Here is a 23,915-nt window from a genome sequence, read left to right on the forward strand (position 1 = left end):
CTTTTCAGACTATCAACTTTCTTTCAGCCGGAACTGCTCGACCAGTCCATTTAAAAGGATCGCTTGGTCGGACAGTTCTTCGCTGGCCGCGGCACATTCCTCGGCGGTTGCAGAGTTGCTCTGGATTACGGCGGTAATCTGTTCGATTCCAACGGTGATTTGTGAGGTGGCCTCCGCCTGCTTTAAGGAAGCCTTGGAGATGAGGTCCACGGTCTCGGCTACCTCCACGGCACCGTTTACGGCTTCCATCATGGCGGCCGCTGTCTCGGAAGCGATCGCTGCACCGTTTTTCACTGCCTTCATGGAATTCTCGATGAGAGCGGAGGTGTTTTGGGAGGCGTCCGCTGTTTCCCCGGCAAGGTTTCTGACCTCATTTGCAATGACTGTGAAGCCCTTTCCGGAAACACCGGCTCTCGCCGCTTCCACGGAGGCGTTGAGTGCCAGAATATTTGTCTGGAGCGCAATGGATTCAATGGTTTCAATAATGTTGACGATCTCCCGGGAGCTGCTGCTGATTTCATCCATGGCGGCGATCATCCGCTGCATCTGCTGATTGCTGGCGTACATCTGATTACCGACCTTGCGTGCTTTCTCGCTCGCCTGCTCCGCGTTGGAGGCATTGCCCCGGATCTGCCCGGAGATGTCTCCGACAAATACAGCCAGCCCTTCGATGGAACCCGCCTGCTCGGAGGTGCCCTGAGAGAGGGACTGGGCGCCGGTGGCTACCTGTTCCGCACCACATGCAACCTGATCGGAGGCACGGTTGATCTGTCCGATAATTCCATTTAAGGACCCGGAAATATGTTCGAGAGCCTCTTTGACCTTCATAAATTCACCGGCATAGTCGTATGTCAGTTTAAAAGCCAGGTCGCCGTCTGCAATCTGATTGAGTACGGCGGAGATTTCCTTTATATAATTCACGTAATCCTTAAGCCGCGTTACCGTCTTGTTGAAATTTACAGCCAGGGAGCCCAGCTCATCTTTCGAGTTATACGTAATTACTTCATTTAAGTTGCCGTCTGCAATTCGGGCGGCAACATTGTCGAGCTCATTGACCGGAGTAAGTATGGCTTTCACTGTGGCAAGGGATAATAGAAATCCTGCAGTGATCAGGAGTACAATAATAGAGATCAGAAGCATCCACGCCCTGGAATAGAGAAGCGTACTTTCGTGGCTTGCATTCTGGGCGTTTGTCTTGCTGTATTCGACCAGCTCCTCGAATATTTCGGTGGCTTCGTCAAAACGGTTTTGGGAATCGGCCCGTGCAATCACCATCGCCTGTTCCATCTCGCCCCTGCGGCTCAATTCGACTACGGTGTTGTGCAGCTGCAGATAATCGTCCCAGGCCAGTCTGGCGGAGGTGAGCAGTTGTTTTTCCTCATCGCTGCTGCCAAGCTGATCGTATTCGGCGAATTTGGAGTCGATTTCAAGGAGAAGGTCTGCCATCTGTTCTTCCCGCAACGCCATAATTTCCGGCTCCCAGGCGATGATGTGTCCATATTCCCTGATGCGGAAATTGGAGGTGAGTGTGTCCAGTTCTTCTGCCGTGACAACGGAAGGCAGCCAGTCATCGTTGATAGCCGTGTTGCGCTCATTCATCCGATACATGAACACGAGGGATATTACGCCGAGTGCGGTCAGACCCAACAACAAAAAGGTCGTTTGCATAAGCAGTTTTGTTTTGATACGCAGATTTTTCATTTGTAACCCCTTTACCCCTTAAAATGTATTTAAATTTATGCAAAAATTATCAAAAGTTCCGATAATATAAGAATAGCATTAAATATAGAAAATACAACTAAAATATTGAGCAAATTTAAAACAAAAAAAATAAAAAGAAGTAAAAAAAGTGCTTGACTATCGGACTAACATCGTGTATACTACATCTTGCTGTGTTAATGGGCTATCGCCAAATGGTAAGGCAACGGACTCTGACTCCGTCATTTCAAGGTTCGAATCCTTGTAGCCCAGTCTTGATAAAACCCGCAGGAAAGTTCCTGCGGGTTTTGCAGTATTTTGTGAGAATAGCGTCTTATAAATTGCAGAAACTTGAAAAGAAGCAGGAATCCATAAGGAACTGCTTCTTTTTCTGCAGTAGAATCGCTCCTTCTTCTGGACAAGACAGGCAAAATGCTTTATAATGTTACTTAATTTTGATGAGAGGTGCAGCATGTACACATTTGGCAGCAGGATACGGTACAGTGAGACGGATGAATATGGTAAACTGACTCTTACAGGTATCATGAATTACTTACAGGACTGTTCGACGTTTCAGTCGGAAGACATCGGGCTGGGAATTTCCTATTTGACGGAACACCATCAGGCGTGGTGGCTTTCTTCCTGGCAGATCGTGATCGACCGGTACCCTGCGCTGGGAGAAGAAGTGGTTATCGGTACATGGCCCTATGATTTCAAAGGCTTTTACGGATACCGTAATTTTACTATCTGTGATCCGGCCGGGAATTACCTGGTGAGAGCTAATTCCGTATGGTTTCTGTTTGACACGGAGCTGGGGCGGCCTGTGAAGGTGAAGGAAGAGAATATACGGGGATACGGCCGAGGCGATGAGAAGCGCCTGGAGATGGAGTACGCACCGCGAAAGATCACTGTTCCCGCTGAATATGAGGAAGCGGAGTGCGTGACGATCGCAAAACACCACATCGATACGAATCATCATGTGAACAACGCCCAGTATGTGGAGATCGCCAGGGAGGTGCTTCCGTCTGAAATCGAGGTCGGAGAGCTTCGGGTGGAATATAAGAAAGCAGCCGTCTGCGGCGATGTGGTTTATCCGCATGTCAGCCGGACGGATGAAGGATACACGGTTTCTCTCTGTGATGAGCAGGGAGCCGCTTATGCAGTGATATGGCTGCGGGGAAAAACGAGAGAGGATATAAGATGATAGAACTGGGAAAAGTGCAGACCCTGACGGTACAGAGGGTCAAGGAGTTCGGTGTATATGTGGGAGAGGGCGTGGCTTCAGAAGCTTCCGTACTGCTTCCGAAGAAACAGGTTCCGGAAGGAACGAAGCCGGGCGATGAAATCAGCGTATTTATTTATAAAGACTCGGAGGACCGTCTGATTGCGACCACGGGAATCCCGAAGCTTTCGGTGGGAGAGACCGCGATGCTTCCGGTAAAGGAAGTGGCCAAGATCGGAGCGTTTCTCGATATGGGACTGGAGAAGGATTTGCTTCTGCCGTTTAGGGAGCAGACACATAAGGTACGCCAGGGAGAATCGGTTCTGGTGGCGCTGTACGTGGATAAGAGCCAGAGGCTGGCGGCCACCATGCGGGTTTACGCTTACATGAGCAGTGAGTCGCCTTATAAGAAGGACGATCAGGTGACTGGAACGATCTACGAGATCAATGAGACTCTGGGTGCGTTTGTGGCAGTCGACAATAAGTACTATGGACTGATTCCGAAGAAGGAGCTCTTTGACGATTACCATGAGGGAGACACGGTTTCGGCCCGGGTCACCAAGGTTCGGGAAGACGGCAAGTTGGATTTAAGCCCGAGACAGAAGGCGTACTTACAGATGGACGACGATTCGGCGCGGGTGTTGGAAGTGATCGGAGACCAGTTCGGCGGAGTGCTTCCATTTACGGATAAAGCGGCTCCGGAAGTAATCAAGCGCGAGTTTCAGATGAGTAAGAACGCGTTTAAACGCGCGGTAGGCCATCTTTTAAAAGATGGAAAAGTTAAGATTACCGAGAAAACCATAGAGATATTGAAATAGAGTGGAAAGGAATAACAGGAGGATTGTTTTGGACTCGATAGACTATTATAATAAGTATGCGGCAAAGGTGTTCGAAGAGACAGTGGATCAGGATATGTCGGAGATAAGAACGGAGTTTTTAAATCTGCTGGAGGAAGGGGATACGATCCTTGACCTCGGATGCGGCTCCGGAAGGGACAGCCTGATTTTCTACGAACTGGGATACGATGTGACAGCCATGGACGCATCAGAGGAGATGTGTAAACTGGCCGAGATTCACACAGGGCTGGAAGTACTCAACATGACGTTTGAGGAGATGGATTTCGACAGCGTGTTTGACGGAATCTGGGCCTGCGCTTCCCTGCTCCACGTTCCGGAAAAGGAACTGTCTGCCATTCTTAAAAAGATAGCAAGGGCCTTGAAAGACAGCGGAATTCTTTATATGTCCTTTAAGCTGGGAGACTTTGAGGGCTTCCGGGGAGAGCGGTATTTCTGTGATTACACAGAGGATGCCATGGAGGAAGTACTGAAAGACAACGACCGGTTTGACGTGGTAAGGATCTGGGAAACCGAGGATGTCCGTTCTGGTCATTCTGACACACGGTGGCTGAATGTCCTGGTCAGAAAACAGTAAATCTTACGAAAATATTAACAAGACAGCGCGAAGAAATTCGGCGCTGTTTTGTCGTTTCCGCCCAAATCCGGCCTGGAAATGCCGCAGGTTAGAGATATTAGACAGAAATGCCCGGCCGGATCTTTCTATATTTTGGCGTTTCAGTCATTTTTTTTATTGAATATACAAATTAGCCAAAAGGCAGATTTGGATTTTGGTTAAATGCCATATGGTAAAGATAAGACCATTCATGTATGATAAGGTCAGGAAATGAAAAGGACGGCAGTCCAAGGGGCTGCGGGGTCCGAGGAGAAAAACAAGCACATATTTTTATTTAAAATTAGGAGGATTAAGCGATGGCTAGTTTATCATTGAAGAACATCACAAAGAAATATCCGAACGGATTCGAAGCTGTAAAGGATTTCAATCTGGAGATTGCAGACAGAGAGTTTGTCATCTTCGTAGGACCTTCCGGCTGTGGTAAGTCCACAACCCTTCGTATGATCGCTGGTCTGGAAGATATTTCTTCCGGTGAACTTTACATCGATGGCAAATTAATGAACGACGTTGAGCCGAAGGACAGAGATATCGCAATGGTATTCCAGAACTACGCTCTGTATCCACATATGACCGTTTACGATAACATGGCATTCGGTCTGAAACTGAGAAAGACACCTAAGGACGAGATCGACAAGCTGGTTCATGAAGCAGCAAGAATCCTTGACCTTGAGCATTTATTAGACAGAAAGCCGAAGGCATTATCCGGTGGACAGAGGCAGCGAGTTGCTATGGGACGTGCTATCGTACGTAATCCTAAAGTCTTCTTAATGGACGAACCGTTATCCAACCTGGATGCAAAGCTGAGAGGCCAGATGCGTATTGAGATCTCCAAATTACATCAGAGACTGCAGGCAACCATCATCTACGTTACACATGACCAGACAGAGGCTATGACACTTGGTACCAGAATCGTAGTTATGAAGGACGGCGTTGTTCAGCAGGTTGATTCTCCTCAGAACTTATACGACAAGCCAGGCAACAAGTTCGTTGCCGGATTTATCGGAGCTCCTCAGATGAACTTAATCGAAGCAACCGTTGCAAAGAGCGGAAGCGACGTTACTCTTACATTCGGCGGACACACCATCGCACTTCCGGAAGGAAAAGCGAAGAAGTTAGAGGGCGCTGGATATGTTGGCAAGACTGTTGTTTTAGGTATCCGTCCGGAAGATTTACATGACGAGGAAGCTTTCCTTGCATCTTCTCCGAACAGCATTATCGATGCAACCATCAGAGTTTACGAGCTTTTAGGTGCTGAAGTTTACTTATACTTCGATGTTGATGATGCAAACTTTACCGCAAGAGTGAATCCTCGTACAACAGCAAGACCTGGCGATACCGTGAAGCTTGCTCTTGACTTAACAAAGATCCATGTATTCGATAAGGACACAGAACTGGTAGTCTTAAACTAAATTTTATGAAAATTTAAGCAGGCGAGTGCTATACTCGCTTGCTTTTTTTTAGTTTTTGCATTAATATAGAATAAGGGAAAATTTACGATAAGGAGAGTGTGCCATGATTTCGAATCAAATACTTCAAACGACAATTGAAGGATTAAAAGGAATTACGAGAATTGATTTATGCATTTGTGATACGGAAGGAAAGGTATTGGCAACAACATTTCCTGACGCAGAAGACTATGAGAGTTCTATCCTGGCATTTGTGGATTCTCCGGCTGACAGCCAGGTAATTCAGGGATACCAGTTTTTCAAGGTTTTTGATGAGCACCAGTTAGAATATATTCTTCTTGCCAAGGGAGGCAGTGACGACGTATATATGGTTGGCAAACTTGCCGCCTTCCAGATTCAGAGTCTTCTGGTTGCTTATAAGGAGCGTTTTGATAAGGATAACTTCATTAAGAATCTGCTTCTGGACAACCTGCTTCTGGTGGATATCTACAACCGCGCCAAGAAGCTTCATATTGAGACAAACATCAAGCGTGTCGTATTTATCATTGAGACACAGCACGAGAAGGATGTCAACGCATTAGAGACGGTCCGCAACTTATTTGCTGCCAAGACGAAGGATTTCGTTACCGCGGTAGATGAGAAGAACATCATCCTGGTCAAGGAAGTCCGGGACGGTGAGACATATGAGGAACTGGAGAAGACGGCAAACACCATCCTGGACATGCTGAACACAGAAGCCATGACCCAGGTTCATGTGGCCTTCGGTACGATCGTCGGAGAAATCAAGGAAGTATCCAGATCCTACAAGGAAGCCAAGATGGCGATGGATGTAGGCAAGATCTTCTACAGCAACAAGAATGTAGTCGCATACAGCAAACTGGGTATCGGACGACTGATCTATCAGCTTCCGCTTCCGTTATGCCGTATGTTCATCAAAGAAATCTTCGACGGCAAATCCCCTGACGAGTTCGACGAAGAGACACTCACCACGATCAACAAGTTCTTCGAGAACAGCTTAAACGTATCCGAGACATCGAGACAGTTATACATTCACAGAAATACGCTTGTATACAGGCTGGATAAGTTACAGAAGAGCACAGGGCTTGATTTGAGAGTATTTGAGGATGCAATAACGTTCAAGATAGCCTTAATGGTTGTCAAGTACATGAAGTACATGGAGAACCAGGACTATTAGTGAGGCATGAGCAGTGCGAAAAGAGACAGTAAGAAATCAGCGTTGTGCTGGCACAAAAGCGGATTTCCTGCTGGCTCTTTTCATAGGGTGAAGCCCGGAAACCGAGACAGCGTGCCCCGCTTCATCGGGTATGAAGCGAAGCGGAATCGAGGTTTGCACTGCGGGGTAGTGGGTCGCGACAAAGGAAATTAAAAGACTTCAGAGGATAAAGATGATCGAACTGTGGAATGTAAATAAAACATACGAAACCGGAAACAAGGCTCTGCGTAACATCAACATCACAGTTGAGGACGGGGAGTTCGTTTTCATCATCGGCCGGAGCGGCTCTGGAAAATCTACGCTTTTAAAGCTTCTTTTAAAAGAGGTGGAACCGACGTCCGGCAAGATTATTGTTAACGATATGAACCTAGGGAAGATGCCCAGGCGCTACATTCCAAAATACCGCAGGAGGCTGGGCATGATATTCCAGGACTTCCGGCTGTTAAAGGACCGCAATGTCTATGAGAATGTGGCATTTGCGCAGCGTGTCATCGGCGCTTCCGCAAGGAGCATCAGAGAATCGGTTCCAACCATGCTGACCATGGTGGGACTCTCATCGAAATACAAATTTTATCCGCAGCAGCTGTCAGGAGGCGAACAGCAGCGAGTTGCGATTGCAAGGGCACTGATTAACCGCCCGGAGATACTTTTAGCCGACGAGCCTACGGGCAATTTAGATGGCCACAACTCTATGGAGATCATGAAGCTGTTAGATGAGATCAATAAAAGAGGGACCACGGTAATCGTAGTTACCCACAGCCATGAAATCGTAGACCGCATGAAGAGGCGGGTTATCACCATGGATCGTGGAACCATCGTAAGCGACGAGAAAAAGGGCGGATATACACATGAGGATTAGTACATTTTGGTATTGCCTGAAACAGGGCGTAAATAATATATGCAGAAATATTCTGTTTTCGCTTGCTTCGATCGCGACGATTTCTGCGTGTATTTTTTTGTTTTGCCTGTTCTTTTCCATCGTAGTCAATGTGCAGTATGTGGTTAAGAATACGGAAAGCACGGTGGGAATCACCGTATTTTTTAATGAAGGTACAACGGATGAGACAATTGCCCAGTTCGGCGAGACTTTGAAAGCGAGACCGGAAGTAAAAGAGATCAAGTTCAAGTCGGCCGAGGAAGCATGGGAAGAGATAAAGGGTGATTATTTCGGAGAGGATAAGATGGATTTGGCGGAAGGCTTCCGTGACGACAATCCCCTTGCCAACTCTGCTTCTTACGATATTTTCCTGAATGATCTGGAAAATCAGGAGGAATTTGTTACCTGGCTGAAGAGTCAGGACATTATCAGAAGGGTGAACTATTCCAGCACCGCGGCGGAAGGAATTACCAGCATCAATAAGGTAATTGGTGTTCTGTCCGTGATGATTATCGGTGTTCTCCTGGCGGTTGCCATTTTCCTGATCAGCAATACGATCTCGGTTGCGGCTGCATTCCGGAAGCATGAGAACGAAATTATGAAATTAATCGGAGCCACGAACTATATGATTCGTGCGCCGTTTGTAGTAGAAGGGGTGCTTTTGGGAATCTTCGGAGCTTTGATTCCCCTCGTCGCCATCTATTATCTTTACCGGAACGCGGTGGGATATGTGGTGGAGAAGTTCAGCATCCTGTCCGGCCTGTTCCAGTTTCTGCCGGTTGAGCAGATATTCCCGTATATGGCGGGAACTGCGCTGGCGCTGGGCGTCGGAATCGGATTTTTTGTAAGTTTCTTTACAATTCGTAAACATTTAAAGGTATAAGGGGAACTGCATATGAAATACAGAAAACGGATAGAGGCGGCCGTCATGACCGCAGTCCTTACCGTATCCTGTATATTTCCTTCCTATGGTACAAAGACTGATGTAGATGCGGCCAGAGAAAGCAAGTCAAATCTGGAAAACGAAAAGAAAGAAATAGAGAAGACGATTGAAAAACTGGAAGTGTTGAAATCTGACACCGCATCTTATGTAAATCAATTGGATGCGGAACTGAATTCCTTAAACAAGCAGGTAACCGCCCTTAATTCCCGCGTTGCGGCGAAGGAAGCGGAGATCGAGGAGGCGGAGGCAGAGCTGGCCGCCTCGAAGGAAGATGAGAGACGTCAGTATGAAAGCATGAAGCTTAGAATCCAATATATGTATGAAAAGGGTGAGACCAGTTATTTAGACTTGTTGTTTAAGTCGGCCGATCTCACCCAGCTTTTTAATCGTGCGGAATATATCAGTCAGATTGCGGCATATGATAGAAAAATGCTGGATCAGTATGAAGCGGCCAGTGAAGAGGTGGCTGCCAGAGAGGCAGACCTAAAGGCAGAACACGAGGAGCTGGTAACGCTTAAGACTAATACGGAAGAAAAGCAGAAGGACGCTGAGCGTCTGATGAATGAAAAGACAGCGGAACTGAAATCCTATAACAGTAAGATCGCAGCCAGCGAGGGAAGTCTCTCGGATTTGGAAAAAGACATCGCTGCGCAGGAAGATAAAATTAAGGCTATTGAGGCTGAACTCAAACGAAAAGAAGAGGAAGCGAAGAAGGCCGCATTAGAGGCAGGGCAGAAGTATAATACCGTTAGTATTGGGAATATTAACTTCATATGGCCATGTCCGGCCAGCAGCAGGATCACCTCCTCGTTTGGAGACCGGGAATCTCCGACGGAAGGCGCGTCATCCAGCCATCAGGGCATCGATATCGGCGCATCCACGGGCAGCAGCATTCTGGCGGCGGCTTCAGGTACCGTAACCATATCTACATACAGTTATTCTGCCGGCAACTATATCATGATCAATCATGGAGGAGGTGTCTCCACCGTTTACATGCACTGTTCGGAACTTCTCGTTTCTGCAGGGCAGGAGGTGACACAGGGGCAGGTAATTGCTAAGGTGGGCTCTACAGGTTATTCTACCGGCCCCCACCTTCATTTTGGCATCCGGGTGAATGGAAGTTACGTTAATCCCATAAACTATGTAAGTCCATAACCCGAAAGACAAGTCACTCCACTAAGTTCGTGAGAGACCTCACTAAGTGGAGGTGACATGTATCGCACGTAAGCGGCCAAAGGACGTCCGCCAAGTGCTCATAACAAGGAGAATAACATTGGAAAACAAAAATAAATTTTGGAAAGGCGCCCTGGTCGGCGCACTTCTGACAGCATTTGCAGGACTGATCATCGTGGGCATGTCCCTCGGAATATTTCTGATTGGGAGAACCGCGATCGACGGGCCGCAGCAGGCGGCCGAATCAAATCAGGCGGAAAACCAGGACGGTTCGCTGGATTTAAACCGGATTACGAAGAAGATCACTACGCTTCAACAGATTATAGATAAATATTATCTCTTCGATGAAGATACCACGAAGGTGGAAGACTGGATTTACAAGGGCATGATGTACGGCTTAAACGATCCGTATACAACGTATTATACGGCTGAGGAGTATCAGAAATTAACTGAGGATACGGAAGGCGAGTATCATGGAATCGGTGTCATGATCAGCCAGAACAGAACCACCGGAATCATTACAGTGATCAAAGTATTTAAGGATACTCCGGCGGCGGAAGCAGGCATGAGACCGGGCGATGTTCTCTATAAAGTCGGAGACATGGAAGTTACCGGAATGGATATGGATATTCTGGTAAAGGATTATATCAAGGGAAAAGACGGCTCCGAAGTGGCTCTTACTGTCTTCCGGCAGGATGAGGGCGAATACGTCGATTTGAAGATGGAACGCCGCAATGTCACGGTACAGACGGTGGAATACCAGATGCTGGAAGACCATGTGGGGTATATTGCGGTGAGCCAGTTCGATGTAGTGACAGCCGATCAGTTTAAGGCCGCAGTCGATGATCTGGAGAAACAGGGCATGAAGAAGCTCCTGGTTGATTTAAGGAACAACCCGGGCGGCGTTTTGGATACGGTGGTGGATATGCTGGATTATATCCTTCCGGATGATTTAATTATCGAGGGTGATAAGGATCTGGTGCGTACCAACACGGAAGCGACGCTGCTTGTGTATATGGCCGACAAGAATGGCAAGGGAGGGCAGGAATACGCCTCCGACGGCCATTCTCTCGATATTCCGCTGGCTGTTCTGGTCAATGGAGAGTCCGCCAGCGCTTCCGAGGTATTTACGGGAGCCATGAAGGATTACGGCAGGGCGACAGTTGTGGGAACAAAGACATTTGGCAAGGGAATCGTGCAGAATCTGATTCCTCTGGACAATGGAACTGCCATCAAGATGACTACGGCTCACTACTATACACCGTCAGGCTTTGATTTACACGGTAAGGGAATCGAACCGGACGTGGAAGTGGAGCTGAATGAAGAGTTAAAGAATCAGATTACGGTGGATGTGAAGGAAGATAACCAGATTCAGGCGGCTCTGAAGGCGCTGGATAAATAACTGGTTCTGAAATATAAGAAAACGAAGAAAAAGGATTAGAATCCGAGGCTTTCATGCCTTCGATTCTAATCCTTTTTCTTCGTTTTCTTATATTAAGTAACGGAACAGCTGGAAGAGACGGGAGGTAACGGCAAAGATCCATTTCTTTTTCGCAGGGACCGGAATCACCGGAACGTCCGGGTCCGGGACATAGGTGCCGTCTGCCTGCACCACCAGGGAATCGGCTTCCAGATCGTCGATGCAGGCCTTAAGCTGTCGGTTGAAGGCTTCTCCGTCGATGACCAGCATGGTCTCCGTATCCACATAGGTGCTTCTCATATCCAGGTTATAGGACCCCACGATAGAGAGACGGTCGTCCACCAGGATCGATTTTCCATGGGAAGAGTGATCTCCGAAATATTCACGGAGTGAGACTCCTGTATCCAGTATTTTTCCGCGGTTTTTTGTGTAATCGGAGGAGGCCATAAAATTGTCGCCTACGGAAGTTGCATTCAAAAGCATGGTGACCTCCGGTACGGAACCGGTGATTTCCTTCATTCCTTCATACATGTCTTTGCTGAAGACAGTGTATGGAGTGTGAATATAAGCCTGTTTCTCCGCGTGTGCCATCAGGTACTGGACCTGGTACCAGACCCAGGGCTCCTTGGCAAGAATGTGGGTGGGATTGGAGATCAGGGTGGCCTTGTTGATTGCCACGGTCTCCGGTCCGTAGTCGTGACCGGCCAGAACCAGCTCCGGCATGGCTTCTTTCAGGGTTTGGTAATACTCGGCCAGCTCCGCTCTTGCAGCAGGCAGTTTCTTCTTCATGGACGCAGAGGGGGCGTCAAACACGGTTTTGCAGTACCCGGACTGCCACATCGCCTCGAAATATTCGTCTGCTTCCGACAGAACGCTGGAGGACCATGCCTCCTCCTGGCCATGCTTCGTGTTATAGATCATCACGTCACGGTCATAGCTTAGATTGCGCAGGTTATACTCTCCAAGGAAGTAATCAAAAGTGTTGCGGCCGCCCAGCAGCAGGAGCTTATCGTCAATAAGCAGATATTTGTCATGCATGCGTCCGTTGATGGTCCACGGCTTCAGCGGGTTGGGAATATTATAAAATTTTATCTCAATGTTCGGATTGGTCCCTGCCGCGTAGAAGATCGGGTTTCCCTGCATATGAAGGGTTCCGTACAATCCGTCCACCAGAATCTGGACCTTTACACCACGGTCCGCGGCCTCCAGCAGGGAGGAAAAGATATCCCTGCAGCTGGAGCCGTCCCGGATATCGAAGGTGGAGAGCACGATGCGTTTCTCCGCCTGATGGATCATTAAAACGCGGCTTTCCAGGGCATCCATGCTGGTCTCTACGACGCGGGCCCTGTCAACACTTTCTGTCTCCGAATAAAAAGAGGCTGGTTCAAAATTATTTTTAAATTCTTCTCCCGTTTTCTTTGTATGTACGAAGGGAAGCAGGGCCCCTGCCGCCAGGTAAAGCAGATAGAGCAGCAGAGCCCATCTCAGGATGACGAAAATACGCCGTTTCATATTATATCAATCCTTTTTTACGGGTAAAGGACACTAATACTGCAATTCGTAGTGTCCTTATATGTAATTATTTAATTTTGCAGTTTTGAAGGGCTGCGACGAAGGCGTGACAGGCGTCTTCTCTCGTGGCCCAGGAAGTAACGAGACGGATCGCACTGGATCCGTTGGTGCCGCGTTCCTGAATGGAAAAGAGAAAATCCGCGCTTAAGGCTTCGATGACCGCATCCGGAAGGAGGGGAAACAGCTGGTTTGTCATGGATTCGGAGATAAAGGTGTAACCGCACTGTTCAATCCCTTTTCTTAAGATGGATGCCATATCGTTGGAATGTGCCGCCATATCGTAGAATAAATGGTTCTGAAACAGCTCTTCGAACTGGATTCCCAGAAGCCATCCTTTCGCCATCATGGCGCCGCGCTGTTTGATCATGAAGCGGTAATCCGGCTTTAATTCATCTCTGCAGATGATGAGCGCCTCGCCGAACAGTGCGCCGGCCTTGGTGCCGCCTATGTAAAACACATCCACCAGCTCTGCAATATCACGAAGCGTCAGATCATTGACCGGGCTTGTGAGTGCCGCTCCCATGCGGGCTCCATCCAGGAAAAGGTAGAGATCATTCTGGCGGCAGATATGGTGCAGGGCCTCTAAATCGGCTTTTGAATACTGGGTTCCAATCTCCGTGGAGTTGGAGATATAGACCATCTTAGGCTGAACCATGTGCTCATCGGTATGCGCATCCAGCGCCTTTAAAACGTCTGCCGGGGTTAATTTGCCATCCTTAGACGGCATGGCCAGAACTTTATGGCCGGTAGCCTCGATGGCCCCTGTTTCGTGGACATTGATATGGCCCTTGTCTGTGGCGATAACAGCCTGCCACGGGCGAAGCGCGGCGGCGATGGTGATTAAGTTCGTCTGGGTTCCGCCGGTAATAAAATGGACATCCGCGTCGTTTCGTCCAATCTCTTCTTTTATTAAGCGGCGCGCATTTTCGCAGTGAGTATCGAGTCCGTATCCGCCGTTCTGTGCTAAGTTGCAGTTCATCATCGCTTCCAGGATCTTTGGATGAGCGCCTTCACTGTAATCGTTGTTAAAACTGTACATAAACAGTCCTCCCTGTATCTGATAGTCTGAGACTAATCATATACCAAATGAGGGGGAATTGCAAGGTGGGAGAGGAAAAGTGGAGGTGAGGCTATTTACTGGAAAGTGTGGGGAGTGATATAATTTTGAAATACAGAGGACGGGAAATATCGAAAGAGGATGAAGCGGAATGGGCAATCAGATGGTCAGCAGCGCAGGAATGCTGTTTTTGTATTTGGCGGGTGAGGTTACCGATGGCAGCGTAACATGCATTTATAAAACAGACAGTTACAGCCATCCATTGGATTTTTACGAGCAGGTGAGTGAACTACGGGAAGACGTTTCTGATAAGGCGGAGCTGGAACTCTTCTGCGTTCTGGGAGTACCTGAGAAGGTCGACGCGATCGAAGCGTTTGTGGAAGGAAGTATGAAAGAGAGGACTTTGGAAATCTGGAAAGAACAGAAGATGGGGGAAATGGAGGAGAAGACAGATAAGAATCATGCACTCCCGGATTGGGTGGAGGCGGAATTTGAGAGACTGATACAGGAGTATATATTTCAGGAAGATAAAATGTTGTTTCCCAGAAAGTGCCGCATGGAAATGGAAGGCTATGATATGTACTGTCTGTGGGGTGGAATGAATTCGGAGGATGATGGACATCTGTGGCTGGAAGAGACAGCTGCTATGTGGACAGAGGCTGAAAAGCCGTTTCTATTCGGAAAGCAGATGATGATACAGACCTTTGAACTGAGCGATTTAACCGGAAGAAAAGTGATAGGAGCGATCCACGGTTTTGCAGAGGAAGGCTGGTATCTGTTAATCGAGGGAGGAATGAAGCTGTATCTGAACAGGGAAATACCGTACCTCAGAGAGCTGATTGGAGTACGGGATATCGGATTATTCACTGTGTCAGAGATTGACCGGATTACCAGCAATCCGGTATACGCGTATGGCAGGGCCTACCAGCCTCAGGAACTGTGCGAGGAATGGCATAAGGCATTTCTGTTTACTGCGGCTTTGGCAGAACAGGTGTGGGAGGAAGCATCCTTCGTCCCGGTGTATGAGAGGTTCCTTGCATTTCTGGAGGAAAATATAAGTGAGGTATGGGAGGCAAAAGCTCTTTTAGAAAAGAAGATGTATTGGAGTGTCATGATTGGGCATATCGATGAGATCAGAGGGTATTTAAAAGGGGAGGAGGAAGTGGCTGTATCGAAAGACTTTCTTCTGCTTTTAAACAGCAGATATGCGTACTTGCCTTATCTGTACGAGCTGATGAATTCAATGGGAATTAAAATGGAGGAAGTGGTTGCGAACTGCGGGCTCCAGGTATTTTCACCGGAGAAGTTGAGGCAGATCATTGAACTGGGGGAAAACGGGGATTCGTTTCAAAAGGGTGTGCAGTGGGAAGCAGCTGCAGAGTATTTTATCAGCCATATAAAGGGCTTGAAGGTCAGCGGCCGACGCATTAACGTGGGAGTCCAGGAGATAGATTTGAGCATTGTAAACACGTCTCTGGACAGTAATTTATGGGAAATGGGCGCCTATCTTCTGACAGAATGCAAAAACTGGGCAGATAAAGTGGGAATCCAGGTGATTCGCGGACTGTCTTACAGTTCTAATATGAAGGGAAACAAGACAACACTTCTGTTTGCGGCAAATGGGGTAACCAGGGACGGAAAAAGAGAAATATTAAGAGCCGCGGTGAATCAGCAGTTTATTCTCTGCTTCACAAAACAGGAGCTGCTGAAGGTGAAGAGCGGCGAGGAATGCTATGAACTTCTGATTGATAAATGGCGGGAACTGAAGGCGTGTGCGGAGAGAGAAATGATGGTATAGGCAGGGCAGCGATGATGGATTGGGGGGAGACAGTGGAAAAATAAAGAAGAACAAATGTTCGCGGCATGCCTATACTTTTGGTGGGGGATATGGTATAATTTTTATGGTCTTTGGTATCGGGGAGGTATTTGCGAAGAACAAATTATTTGGGACAAGTGAAAATTGATCTGACATATAATGAGCAGTGTTAGTTTTAGTGGCCAACATTCGTAAAGAAGGATTAGTGAAGAGGTTGTTGCCAAAATTATAATATCTATGCTGCAAAAAGCTATTCTTGCTGCAGTACAAAACAATGGCATAATGATTAAAATGGGGTATAGACATATTCATGCATGAGAAAAATATAACTTGTAGATATAGAGCAGAAGCAAATTCAAATGAAAAAGTGTATCGGCATGATATCGTGTGATGAAAGGGAGGGAATCATATGGCAATACCAACAAACATAAAGACATTGTTATCAGGAGATGTTGTTGAATGGGCAAGGATTGAATTTAAGGAAACGTGGAATGCAGAAGCCTCTTTGAAATCAGTATGTGCATTTGCAAATGATCTGGATAACTGGGGCGGCGGATATATTGTTATTGGCGTAGCGGAAAATGAAGGACAACCTGTTTATCCTCTTAAAGGTGTGCCTGTGGATAAAATTGATGCTTATCAAAAGAATATTTTGTCTAAATGTAAGTTAATCAGGCCTGCATATATGCCAATAGTGGAAATTGTGGATTATGAAAATAAGAATTTCATTGTTCTTTGGTGTCCTGGTGGAGATAGCAGACCATATTCATCTCCTAAAACCATGGCAAAAGATAACAAAGAGCGTATTCACTACATTCGAAAAATGTCTAGTACGGTAGAACCATCTGATGACGAAGAAAAGGATTTGTTTAATTTAGCAAATCGAATTCCATTCGATGATCGTGTAAATCATCAGGCGGAGATGTCAGATTTAAATATTACACTTATTCAGAATTACTTGAAGGAAGTTAAGAGTTCATTGTATGAGAAATCAAAAACGGGAGACTTTGTTGAAGTATGTAGTAATATGAATATTATCAGTAATCTTCCGGAATATACAAAACCAAAGAATGTGGGATTGATGTTTTTCAGTATGGAACCTGACAGATTTTTTCCATACACACAGATAGATGTTGTTCAGTTTCCGGAAGGCTTAGGCGGTAATTATATTATTGAGCAGACTTTTAAAGGACCGATTCAGCAACAGTTAAGAGATGCATTGCAGTATATTAGCAACACGATCATTACCGAAAAAGTTGTAAAACATCCTGATCGTGCGGAAGCAGATCGTTTTTTCAATTATCCATATGCTGCAATTGAGGAGGCATTATCAAATGCGGTGTATCATCGTGCATATGATGAAAGAGAGCCGATTGAAGTTCGAATAGAGAATGACTGGATAGAGATATTAAGTTTTCCGGGACCGGATCGTTCTGTAACGATGGAAGGATTAAAATCTTATCGTGTATCAAATCGGCGATATCGGAACCGTAGGATAGGGGATTTCCTGAAAGAATTGCATTTGACTGAGGGAAGAAATACAGGATTTAAGAAGATTCTTGACGCATTAGAAGCAAATGGATCACCGAAACCAGAGTTTGAAACGGATGAAGCGCGCAGCTATTTTATTACAAGATTGTTTGTTCATGAAGGATTTATAGAAGAAAAACATGGAACTGAGAATGCGTCAACCCCAAATTCAACCCCAAATTCAACCCCAAATTCAACCCCAAATTCAACCCCATTGTCTTCATTAACAGTGGATTTGATGGGATTGCCATTGAGAGAACAGATATTGGTACTTATAACGAAGAATTCATCAATATCCAAAAAGAAAATGACAGAAATTCTGGGTGTTTCAATGTATGTGTTGAAGAAGGAATTGGCTGTAATGAGTGAAGAGCATGTGGCTGAGTTTGTTGGATTTAGTCGGAATGGTAAATGGGTTGTGTATTAGTTGGATTATTCGGAAAAGTGCACTGTAAAAGTATGGTTTAAGATGAATGTGTTTTTAAAAGTATGGAATTATAAAGGAGGAACCTCAGTGGATCAATTTGAATTAGTATCAGAATATAAACCAACCGGCGATCAGCCCCAGGCCATTGCCAAGCTGGTCAAAGGTTTCCAGGAAGGGAATCAGTTTCAGACTCTGCTGGGTGTCACCGGCTCCGGTAAGACCTTTACTATGGCCAATGTCATCCAGGCGCTGAATAAGCCAACGCTGATTATTGCCCATAACAAGACGCTGGCCGCCCAGCTCTACAGCGAATTTAAAGAATTTTTCCCCAACAACGCGGTGGAATACTTTGTATCCTACTACGACTACTACCAGCCGGAAGCCTACGTCCCTTCAACGGACACATACATTGAAAAGGACTCTGCCATCAATGACGAGATTGACAAGCTACGCCATTCCGCCACGGCTGCGTTGTCTGAGCGGGAGGATGTAATCATTGTGGCGTCCGTGTCGTGTATTTATGGTCTGGGAAGCCCCATCGATTATAAGGAGATGGTAATTTCCCTGCGGCCTGGGATGGAAAAAGACAGGGACGAGGTGATTCACAAGCTTATCGATATCCAGTATACGCGGAATGATATGGATTTTAAGCGAGGCAGTTTCCGTGTAAGAGGTGATGTGCTGGAGATTTATCCGGCTTACTCGGGCGGAGACGCTTATCGGGTGGAGTTCTTCGGGGACGAGGTGGAGCGGATTACGGAGATCGATTCGCTTACCGGAGAAGGGAAGACGGAGCTGGGACACATTGCGATCTTCCCGGCTTCCCATTACGTGGTTTCAAAGGAGAAGTTGGAGCTTGCGACTCAGACGATACTTGCAGAGCTTAAGGAACAGGTGGCTTATTTTAAGAGCGAGGATAAGCTGCTGGAAGCGCAGAGAATTTCTGAGCGGACGAATTTTGATGTGGAGATGATGCGGGAAACCGGGTTCTGTTCCGGTATAGAGAACTACTCCAGGCATTTAACTGCATCCAGGGCGGGAGAACCACCCTGCACGCTGATCGACTATTTTCCCGAGGAATTCCTGATTATTGTGGATGAGTCCCATATTACTCTGCCTCAGGTCCGCGGTATGTTCGCGGGAGACCGGTCCAGGAAGACGACCCTGGTCAACTATGGATTCCGTCTGCCTTCTGCTCTGGACAACAGACCACTGAATTTTGAGGAATTTGAGTCGAAGATCGACCAGATGATGTTTGTGTCGGCCACGCCTTCTGTCTATGAGGCGAACCATGAGATGATGCGGGTGGAGCAGATTATCCGGCCCACGGGACTTTTGGATCCGGAGATCGAGGTGCGTCCGGTGGAAGGCCAGATCGATGATCTCGTCTCGGAGGTCAACAAGGAGGTCGCGAATAAGCACAAGATTCTGATCACAACGCTGACAAAACGTATGGCCGAGGACCTGACGGATTACATGAGGGAGATTGGAATCCGGGTGAAGTATCTTCATTCCGATATTGATACGCTGGAGCGTTCGGAGATTATCCGTGATATGCGTCTCGATGTATTCGATGTACTCGTCGGAATCAACCTTCTGCGTGAGGGTCTTGATATTCCGGAAATTACGCTGGTAGCGATTCTCGATGCGGATAAAGAGGGCTTCCTCCGTTCGGAGACGTCTCTGATCCAGACGGTCGGGCGTGCGGCGCGTAACTCTGAGGGCCACGTAATCATGTACGCGGATTCTATCACGGATTCCATGCGGGTGGCGATCGAAGAGACGAACCGAAGGCGCGCGATTCAGCAGCAGTACAACGAAGAACACGGCATCACGCCGACGACCATCAAGAAGTCTGTCCGTGATTTAATCGCTATCTCGAAGGCGGCGATTGAGGACAAGAAGTCCTTTGAAAAGGATCCGGAATCCATGGACCAAAAGGAACTGGAGAAACTGGCGAAGGAGCTGACGAAGAAGATGCATCAGGCGGCAGCAGAGCTGAACTTCGAGGAGGCCGCAAGGCTGCGTGACCGTATGGTGGAAGTGAAAAAGATGCTCCAGGAACTGGACGAGTAAATAAAACCAGAAAACTATCCGTAAAACATAGAAAGTCAGTAGCATTTGATATTGACAATAATTCTCAATAAGTGTAGAATTTCTATGGACGCCGGAATATATGAGGTGCCCAGGCTAGTACAGCATTGTATAAATTCCTAAGTAATCGCACCCGCTATCTACGCCAGGAGCACGCCTGCGAAGCTAGCCGTAGGGTCCACTACGCCGTCGCTTCGCAGACGTACACCTGACGCAGATATCAGGCACGATTACTCAGCTATTTATGCAATGCTGTACTAGCGATTGTGAGGCCTGGGTTTTCCATTTTATAAAATAGGGGAAATGCATTTGAAACGGCAGTCCGGAGGAGAACAGAATGAAATTGCACGAAGGCGAAATAGGTAAGACATATATTGTCTACAGCGTAATGGTGGCTGACACGATTACGAGGCGGCTGGAAGCCCTCGGCGTCAACGAGATGACGCCGGTAACCCTGATGAATAAAAAAGGCAGCGGGACCGTGATTATAAAGGTAAGGGGTACTCGTCTGGCGTTAGGGCGCAGAATATCAGAGGGAATTGAGATCAGGGAGGCCGCAGACCATGAGTGATGAAAATAGGGTGATTAACGTAGGCTTCGTCGGAAATCCGAACTGTGGTAAGACAACGCTGTTCAACGCCTTCACAGGAGCAAAATTAAAGGTGGCAAACTGGCCCGGAGTTACGGTGGAGCGGGTGGAAGGTGAGACCAGCTATAAAGGACGGCCGATCCGTGTCATTGATACGCCAGGAATCTACAGCCTGACTTCCTATACCATCGAGGAGAAAGTCACAAGAAAATGCATCGAGGATGGGGAAGTCGACGTCATCATCAATGTAGTGGATGCCTCTTCACTGGAACGCAATCTCTACCTGACCCTTCAGCTTCTGGAACTGAAGAAACCGGTAATCCTGGCTTTGAATATGATGGATATCGTGGAGGACCGTGGGATGGAAATCGATCTGCACCGCCTTCCTGAGATGCTGGGTTCCATTCCTGTCGTACCGGTATCGGCCAGAAAACGTACCGGCCTGGATGTGCTGATGCACGCCGTGGTTCACCACTACGAGGAAGGTCCTCAGGGCACGGTAGTGGGGTATACCCCCCGGATCGAAAACAAGATTTCCAAGGTGGAGACGGTGCTTAAGGCCCACTATGGGGAGATGGACAATCTACGGTGGCATGCCATCAAGTTTATGGAATACGATGAGACCGTATGGAATGATCATCCGGTAGATTTAAATAACATCATTGATCATAATTACGAGAAAGAGATTATCAATCAGAAATACGATTACATAGAAGAGATTATAAAGGAGTGTCTGGTCAATAAGGAATCAAAGGCCGCGTCGACCGATAAGATTGATGAGTTTTTAACGCATCCAATCTGGGGAATTCCTATTTTCTTAGGGATCATGGCAATGGTATTCTTTCTGACGTTCACTGTCGGTGATTTCTTAAAGGGATTTTTTGAAGTCGGTCTCGACTGGCTCTCGGGCAGTACGCTGTATTTCCTTCAGAATATTCATGCTTCGGAATGGATCACATCCCTGGTTGTGGATGGCATTGTGGCCGGTGTTGGCGGAATTCTGACATTTTTGCCGAATATTTTTATCCTGTTTCTGGCGCTGGCCTTTCTGGAGGACAGCGGCTATATGGCCAGAGTTGCCTATGTCATGAATGAGACAATGGGGCGGGTAGGGCTTTCCGGCAAGGCATTTTTACCCATGCTGTTAGGCTTTGGATGTACTGTGCCTGCCGTCATGGCGGCCAGGGCTCTGCCGAGTGAAAAGGACAGAAGAAGAACCATTCTGATCACACCGTTTATGTCGTGTTCAGCCAGACTTCCCATTTACGTTCTGTTTGCGGAGATGTTTTTCCCGCGGCATGCGCTGATCGTGGCCTATTCCCTGTATCTGATCGGACTCATTGTAGCCATAGCGGTGGCCCATGTGACGCACCGGATGTCAAAGGGAGGGGAAGAGGATACTCTGTTGATTGAGCTTCCCGAGTATAAGACGCCGAATATGCGAACAGTGGCCATCTATGTATGGGATAAGGTAAAGGATTACTTGAGCAAGGCGGGAACCACCATATTCCTGGCTTCTATTGTCCTGTGGTTTGTGTTGAACAGCGGACCGTCCGGATTTGTGGAGGATGTTTCCAATAGCTTTGCCGCTATGATCGGACGGGTTCTGGTGCCGGTTCTGAATCCTGCCGGCCTTGGGGACTGGAGAATCGCGGTGGCGCTGATATCCGGCCTGTCGGCTAAGGAGGTCGTGGTATCCAGCTTCTCCGTTCTGTTTGGAATTGGAAACATTAATTCGGCCGGAGGCATGAACCAGCTGTCCGGAGTTCTGTCCTCCATTGGTTTTAGCGGGGTCAATGCTTATGCGCTGATGATTTTCTGCCTGCTGTATTCTCCGTGTATTGCTGCGGTGGCAACCATACGAAAAGAGACCGGTTCTACAAGATGGACTCTGGGAATGGTTCTGTTTCAGCTATTGACCGCATGGGGAGCCGCGGTGATCGTGTTCCAGATTGGAAGCTTACTCTTTTAATTTCCAATAAAAATTATTTGTAACGCCCGAACGGTAAGGTTGTTCGGGCGTTTTTCTATACAGGTATGAAAAAAATTAGGATCTAATCAGGAACAGGAAATGGCAAAAGCCGGATTAAAGCAGCGAGTAACCCTTCTTTAACTGTTCCAGCAGAGAGGTGAAAAGGGACGGAAAATGGTCCGTTTCATCACCGTTTCCACTCAGATAACGGATGATGATGGTGGATATCTCCTCAATATAATCGGCACATCTGTGGAAACAATCCGCTGCTTCAACCCAGCCTGCCTGCCGTACCATACCGCCTTCCTTCAACCGCACCATACCGCTTTCCTCCGACCGCACCATACCGCCTCCCTCCGACTGTACCATACCGTTTTCTACCAACCAATCCGTTCCGATTTCGACAAGCATTTGGGCCATTTTGTCGAATGTTCCCCGGTAACGTATTTCATCCGGCTCCGCGATTCCCTTCAGCGCATTGGGAACTGTGGGAACGGTACCAAAAAATGTGACCATATTCAGCAGGATTTTGTCATACTCTTCTTTTGTCAGCTGTTTTTTCCAGTCGGGAAGCTCGCGGATCATCTTTTCAAGGCCTTTGTATCCCAGGAAGGAAGCGGGCGGATTCAGAAAATGATCTTTTTGAAGCGCCAGAGCTTCGGAGGCAATCTGGTTCTTGCTCCTTTTTTCCGTCATTCTGACCGTACAGATCGTATTTTCACTGCTTAATCCTGGATAACTGCAGTTCATACTGTTTTTCAGTTCGTCGTATCCCAGGGTGAGAAGCTGCGTCCGGCCGCAGTCATAGAGGCAGATGAGGCGCTGATCGTCGTCGTATCCTGTCATCAGTACGTAATGAAAGGGAATGTGCTCCTTATGGTAAAGCTTTGGATAATAGGAGAGATAGTACATATCGAGTGCCCCCAATACGACGGGATGACCTGCGTCGATTTCCTCTTTCGCCTTTTTCAGCGCCCGTTCAAAGGTGCTGTAGGAATGGTGGGCGTAGGTGAACCCTGCGATCGGTGCCAGAAATGCATACATGTGTTTTGTCCGGCCGTCGCCGAGGGCTACCATGCGTTTCAAGTCTGATTTGTCTGTTTTTCGGTAGCAGAAGGAGCCAAAGCCGGAGAGCAGAAAGAAAAATCCATCCGGGAGAGACTCTCCTGTTTCATTTATATAGAGATCTTCGATTCCATTCCACATGCACTCATAGTCGTGGGAGTGGTGTTTCAGTTCAATGATTTGTTTCATAGTACACCTCGCTTTTCGTGATTCTGTTTATCGTGTTATCCTGATCTTAAACCATGACATTGTGATAGAGTCAAGAGGCTTTTGAGCATTTGTACGACCGGTTTATCTATTTTTAGACATATTTCTGTTTTTGTCTAAAAACCATCCAACTTAAATAAATT

At 47.3% G+C, this 23,915-nt stretch carries 18 protein-coding genes and 1 tRNA gene; 15 read left to right on the forward strand and 4 right to left on the reverse strand.

The features are described from left to right. Positions 1 to 12: 12 nt before the first annotated feature. Positions 13 to 1,701 carry a methyl-accepting chemotaxis protein gene (locus DFR60_RS17100; RefSeq protein ID WP_110323998.1) on the reverse strand — a complete coding sequence of 563 codons (1,689 nt, stop codon included), beginning with the start codon at positions 1,699 to 1,701 and terminating at the stop codon, positions 13 to 15. 198 nt (positions 1,702 to 1,899) lie between these two features. Here DFR60_RS17100 and DFR60_RS17105 point away from each other — a divergent pair. The 10 genes from DFR60_RS17105 (at position 1,900) to DFR60_RS17150 (ending at position 11,425) form a co-directional block, all read left to right on the forward strand. Next, a tRNA-Gln gene (locus DFR60_RS17105) sits at positions 1,900 to 1,971 on the forward strand. Positions 1,972 to 2,170: 199 nt separating this feature from the next. Continuing rightward, complete coding sequence (locus DFR60_RS17110) at positions 2,171 to 2,902, forward strand: acyl-[acyl-carrier-protein] thioesterase (protein WP_110323999.1); 732 nt, start codon at positions 2,171 to 2,173, stop codon at positions 2,900 to 2,902. Continuing rightward, positions 2,899 to 3,738, forward strand: a complete 840-nt coding sequence (locus DFR60_RS17115; protein ID WP_055654331.1) for a CvfB family protein — start codon at positions 2,899 to 2,901, stop codon at positions 3,736 to 3,738. Before DFR60_RS17110 ends, DFR60_RS17115 begins: the two co-directional genes overlap by 4 nt. A gap of 28 nt (positions 3,739 to 3,766) precedes the next feature. Further along, a complete protein-coding gene (locus tag DFR60_RS17120; RefSeq protein WP_110324000.1) occupies positions 3,767 to 4,351 on the forward strand; it encodes a class I SAM-dependent methyltransferase in 585 nt (194 codons plus the stop codon). A gap of 335 nt (positions 4,352 to 4,686) precedes the next feature. Then, positions 4,687 to 5,799 (forward strand): ABC transporter ATP-binding protein, encoded by a 1,113-nt coding sequence (locus DFR60_RS17125; RefSeq protein WP_055654329.1) that lies wholly within the window; start codon positions 4,687 to 4,689, stop codon positions 5,797 to 5,799. A 103-nt stretch (positions 5,800 to 5,902) separates the two neighbouring features. Then, the gene (locus DFR60_RS17130; protein WP_002602299.1) at positions 5,903 to 6,991 is read left to right on the forward strand and encodes a PucR family transcriptional regulator; all 1,089 of its coding nucleotides are present in this window, start codon (positions 5,903 to 5,905) and stop codon (positions 6,989 to 6,991) included. A gap of 211 nt (positions 6,992 to 7,202) precedes the next feature. Next, complete coding sequence (gene ftsE / locus DFR60_RS17135; protein ID WP_002602300.1) at positions 7,203 to 7,889, forward strand: cell division ATP-binding protein FtsE; 687 nt, start codon at positions 7,203 to 7,205, stop codon at positions 7,887 to 7,889. After that, on the forward strand, positions 7,879 to 8,790 hold the full coding sequence (ftsX, locus tag DFR60_RS17140) for a permease-like cell division protein FtsX (RefSeq protein ID WP_002602301.1): 912 nt from the start codon (positions 7,879 to 7,881) through the stop codon (positions 8,788 to 8,790). The genes ftsE and ftsX overlap by 11 nt, the downstream gene beginning before the upstream one ends. A 12-nt stretch (positions 8,791 to 8,802) precedes the next feature. Then, positions 8,803 to 10,005, forward strand: coding sequence for a murein hydrolase activator EnvC family protein (locus DFR60_RS17145; protein WP_038257747.1), 1,203 nt, complete (start codon positions 8,803 to 8,805; stop codon positions 10,003 to 10,005). A 118-nt stretch (positions 10,006 to 10,123) separates the two neighbouring features. Continuing rightward, entirely contained in the window at positions 10,124 to 11,425 is a 1,302-nt protein-coding gene (locus DFR60_RS17150) for a S41 family peptidase (RefSeq protein ID WP_110324001.1), read from the forward strand. 87 nt (positions 11,426 to 11,512) lie between these two features. Here DFR60_RS17150 and DFR60_RS17155 read toward each other — a convergent pair whose 3' ends face one another. Both DFR60_RS17155 and DFR60_RS17160 read right to left on the reverse strand, forming a co-directional pair. Then, entirely contained in the window at positions 11,513 to 12,955 is a 1,443-nt protein-coding gene (locus DFR60_RS17155) for a phospholipase D family protein (protein WP_110324002.1), read from the reverse strand. Between the two features lie 67 nt (positions 12,956 to 13,022). Beyond that, a complete protein-coding gene (locus DFR60_RS17160; protein ID WP_110324003.1) occupies positions 13,023 to 14,054 on the reverse strand; it encodes a threonine aldolase family protein in 1,032 nt (343 codons plus the stop codon). A 169-nt stretch (positions 14,055 to 14,223) separates the two neighbouring features. Between DFR60_RS17160 and DFR60_RS17165 the strand changes: the two genes are divergently transcribed. The 5 genes from DFR60_RS17165 to feoB all read left to right on the forward strand — a co-directional run bounded on the left by DFR60_RS17165 (position 14,224) and on the right by feoB (position 22,500). Next, complete coding sequence (locus DFR60_RS17165) at positions 14,224 to 15,870, forward strand: hypothetical protein (protein WP_110324004.1); 1,647 nt, start codon at positions 14,224 to 14,226, stop codon at positions 15,868 to 15,870. A 427-nt stretch (positions 15,871 to 16,297) separates the two neighbouring features. Further along, positions 16,298 to 17,845 carry an RNA/DNA-binding domain-containing protein gene (locus DFR60_RS17170; RefSeq protein ID WP_110324005.1) on the forward strand — a complete coding sequence of 516 codons (1,548 nt, stop codon included), beginning with the start codon at positions 16,298 to 16,300 and terminating at the stop codon, positions 17,843 to 17,845. A gap of 87 nt (positions 17,846 to 17,932) precedes the next feature. Next, on the forward strand, positions 17,933 to 19,921 hold the full coding sequence (uvrB, locus tag DFR60_RS17175) for an excinuclease ABC subunit UvrB (protein ID WP_110324006.1): 1,989 nt from the start codon (positions 17,933 to 17,935) through the stop codon (positions 19,919 to 19,921). A gap of 355 nt (positions 19,922 to 20,276) precedes the next feature. Continuing rightward, positions 20,277 to 20,510: a FeoA family protein gene (locus DFR60_RS17185; RefSeq protein WP_110324007.1), complete on the forward strand. Its 234-nt coding sequence runs from the start codon at positions 20,277 to 20,279 to the stop codon at positions 20,508 to 20,510. Beyond that, positions 20,503 to 22,500 (forward strand): ferrous iron transport protein B, encoded by a 1,998-nt coding sequence (gene feoB / locus DFR60_RS17190; protein WP_110324008.1) that lies wholly within the window; start codon positions 20,503 to 20,505, stop codon positions 22,498 to 22,500. Before DFR60_RS17185 ends, feoB begins: the two co-directional genes overlap by 8 nt. Before the next feature lie 114 nt (positions 22,501 to 22,614). Here feoB and DFR60_RS17195 read toward each other — a convergent pair whose 3' ends face one another. Beyond that, entirely contained in the window at positions 22,615 to 23,754 is a 1,140-nt protein-coding gene (locus tag DFR60_RS17195; RefSeq protein WP_110324009.1) for a BtrH N-terminal domain-containing protein, read from the reverse strand. Between the last annotated feature and the right edge of the window lie 161 nt (positions 23,755 to 23,915).

It is taken from the genome of Hungatella effluvii, assembly GCF_003201875.1.
Lineage (GTDB): Bacteria > Bacillota > Clostridia > Lachnospirales > Lachnospiraceae > Hungatella > Hungatella effluvii.